We start from the raw sequence: 2,863 nt of genomic DNA, 5'->3' as shown, positions 1-2,863 counted from the left end.
TGTAGGAGCGGCCTTGTGTCGCGATAGGGCTGCAAAGCAGCCCCAGCATTATTTGATCGGCCGCCAGATCATCGGGTAGCGGTACGGCTTGCCCTCATTCGCCCGCACAGCCGCAATGATGATCAGGATCATCACCGCGACCATCAGCATGGCGAACAGCACCAGCCCGATGAACACGAACATCAGCAGGAAGCAGATAAACCCGGCAATGGTCACGCTGATCTGAAAATTCAGCGCCTCTTTGCCCTGGACGTCGATGAAAGGGTCTTGCTCGCGCTTGAGGTGCCACAGCACCAGCGGACCCAGCAAGTGCCCGAGCGGCACCACCAGGCCCAGCAGCGCGGAGAGGTGGCAGAACATCGCCCACTGCCGGACTTCGGCATTGGGCGGGGTGATCGACAGGTTCGATTCGCTCATGCCCCGCACCTCCATGGCTGGGTCAGTCGGCCAGTGCCGCCTGCTGCAGTTCGAAGATCTCGTTCATGCCCTTCTGTGCCAGGGCGAGCATGGCGTTGAAGTCTTCAGGCTGGAACGGCGCACCTTCGGCAGTACCCTGCACTTCGATGAAGCCACCGGCGCTGGTCATGACCACGTTCAGGTCGGTTTCAGCTGCGGAGTCTTCCAGGTAGTCCAGGTCGAGCACCGCTTCGCCCTGGTACATGCCCACCGACACTGCGGCGATCATGTGCTTGAGCGGGTTGCCAGCCTTCAGGCCACCGCGCTTCTTGATCACCGCCAGTGCGTCACACAGGGCGACCATGGCACCGGTGATGGACGCGGTACGGGTGCCACCATCGGCCTGGATCACGTCGCAGTCGACGTACAGGGTGATGTCACCAAGCTTGCTCATGTCCAGCGCGGCGCGCAGCGAACGGCCGATCAGGCGCTGGATTTCCAGGGTACGGCCACCCTGCTTGCCACGGCTGGCTTCGCGCTGGTTACGCTCGCCGGTGGAACGCGGCAGCATGCCATATTCGGCGGTCAGCCAGCCTTGGCCCTGGCCTTTGAGGAAGCGCGGCACACCGTTTTCCACGCTGACCGTGCAGATGACCTTGGTGTCACCGAACTCGACCAGTACCGACCCTTCGGCGTGCTTGGTGTAGTTGCGGGTGATGCGGATCGAGCGGAGCTGATCGGCGGCGCGACCACTTGGACGTTTCATCTGGGATACCTGTACTGGGACTTTGAATCTGCCGAGCATTATAGAGCCCACGGCCCGGGGAAGACATGCCTATTGTCGCGCCCGCCACAGCCCGTCGCCTTTTCCTACCGGCCAATCCACCCGTCGGTAACATGGGTGGATTGGGCGCCAAGGCCCCACTGCGCTACAATCCTGCGCCTTGCAGCCGAGAGGCTCCCACCGTTCATTCATATACGCGAGGTACTCCCCATGGTGCACAGCATGACCGCTTTTGCTCGTGTCGAGCGCGCCGGCAGCCAAGGCACCCTGGTCTGGGAGCTGCGTTCGGTCAACCACCGTTACCTGGAGCCGCACCTGCGCCTGCCCGAGGCCCTGCGCGACCTCGAAGGCGCTGTGCGCGAAGGCCTGCGCCAGGGCCTGTCGCGGGGCAAGGTGGAATGCACCTTGCGCCTCAACGAAGACAGCAACGGCAAACCGCTGAAGGTGGACCGCGAGCGCGCCGCGCAGCTGGTTGCCGCCGCCGAGGAAGTGGCCGGCCTGATCAAGCAGCCGGCACCACTGAACCCGCTGGAGGTGCTGTCGTGGCCAGGCGTGCTGGTGGCCGACGCCAGCGACCCGCAGGCACTGAATACCGAAGCCATGGCGCTGTTCGATCAAGCGCTGGCCGAGCTCAAGGCCGGGCGCCAGCGTGAAGGCCAGGAACTGGCCCGACTGATCAACGAACGCCTGGACAACATGGCCAGCGAAGTCACCACCCTGCGCGCCCTGGTGCCGCAGATGCTGGCAGCTCAGCGGCAGAAGATCCTCGACCGCTTCGGCGACATGCAGGCCGAACTCGACCCACAGCGCCTGGAGCAGGAGATGGTATTGCTGGCCCAGAAGAGCGACGTGGCCGAGGAACTCGACCGCCTCAGCACCCACGTCACCGAAGTGCGCCGGGTGCTCAAGGGTGGCGGTGCTGCCGGCCGGCGCCTGGACTTCCTGATGCAGGAACTCAACCGCGAGGCCAACACCCTCGGCTCCAAGGCCTTCGACCCACGCAGCACGCAAGCGGCGGTCAACCTGAAGGTATTGATCGAACAGATGCGTGAACAAGTACAGAACATCGAGTAAGGCCACCCCGACCATGAACCACAGCAGCGGCACCCTCTACATCGTTTCGGCCCCTTCGGGCGCCGGCAAGACCAGCCTCGTCACCGCCCTGATCAAGGCCGACAAGCGCGTAAGCGTCTCGGTCTCGCACACCACCCGCGCCATGCGCCCGGGCGAGCAGCACGGCGTGAACTACCACTTCGTCAGCCATGACGACTTCAAGGGGCTGATCGCCAAGGGTGACTTCCTCGAACACGCCGAAGTGTTCGGCAACTTCTACGGGACTTCGCGCAGCGCGCTGCAAGAGGTACTCGACCAGGGCAATGACCTGATCCTGGAAATCGACTGGCAAGGCGCCCAGCAGGTACGCAAGCTGATGCCCGAGGCTTTGTCGGTGTTCATCCTGCCGCCAAGCCAGCAGGCCCTGCGCGAACGCCTGGATGGCCGCGGGCAGGACAGCGAAGAGATCATCGCCGGGCGCATGAAGGAAGCGGTCAGCGAGATGGTGCACTACGACGAGTATGACTACGTGATCATCAACGATGACTTCGACGTGGCGCTGGAAGACTTGAAGGCAGTATTCCGCTCGAACCGCCTGCGGCTGAAGAAGCAGCAACAGCGTCATGCGGC

At 63.5% G+C, this 2,863-nt stretch carries 4 protein-coding genes; 2 read left to right on the top strand and 2 right to left on the bottom strand.

Annotated elements, in window-relative coordinates; genetic code table 11:
• Window positions 1-48 precede the first annotated feature (48 nt).
• Entirely contained in the window at window positions 49-417 is a 369-nt protein-coding gene (locus ACK1U9_RS07335; protein WP_449109794.1) for a DUF4870 domain-containing protein, read from the bottom strand.
• Between the two features lie 22 nt (window positions 418-439).
• Window positions 440-1,162, bottom strand: a complete 723-nt coding sequence (gene rph, locus ACK1U9_RS07330) for a ribonuclease PH (protein WP_046613695.1) — start codon at window positions 1,160-1,162, stop codon at window positions 440-442.
• Window positions 1,163-1,390: 228 nt separating this feature from the next.
• Here rph and ACK1U9_RS07325 point away from each other — a divergent pair, with 228 nt between their 5' ends.
• Together ACK1U9_RS07325 and gmk are read left to right on the top strand one after the other, a co-directional pair.
• Complete coding sequence (locus tag ACK1U9_RS07325; RefSeq protein WP_085601106.1) at window positions 1,391-2,254, top strand: YicC/YloC family endoribonuclease; 864 nt, start codon at window positions 1,391-1,393, stop codon at window positions 2,252-2,254.
• Between the two features lie 13 nt (window positions 2,255-2,267).
• The coding region (gmk, locus tag ACK1U9_RS07320) for a guanylate kinase (RefSeq protein WP_449109793.1) at window positions 2,268-2,863 on the top strand (596 nt) is incomplete at its 3' end.

The organism is Pseudomonas sp. XP1, from assembly GCF_053557675.1.
This window is presented reverse-complemented; position numbering and strand designations above follow the sequence as displayed.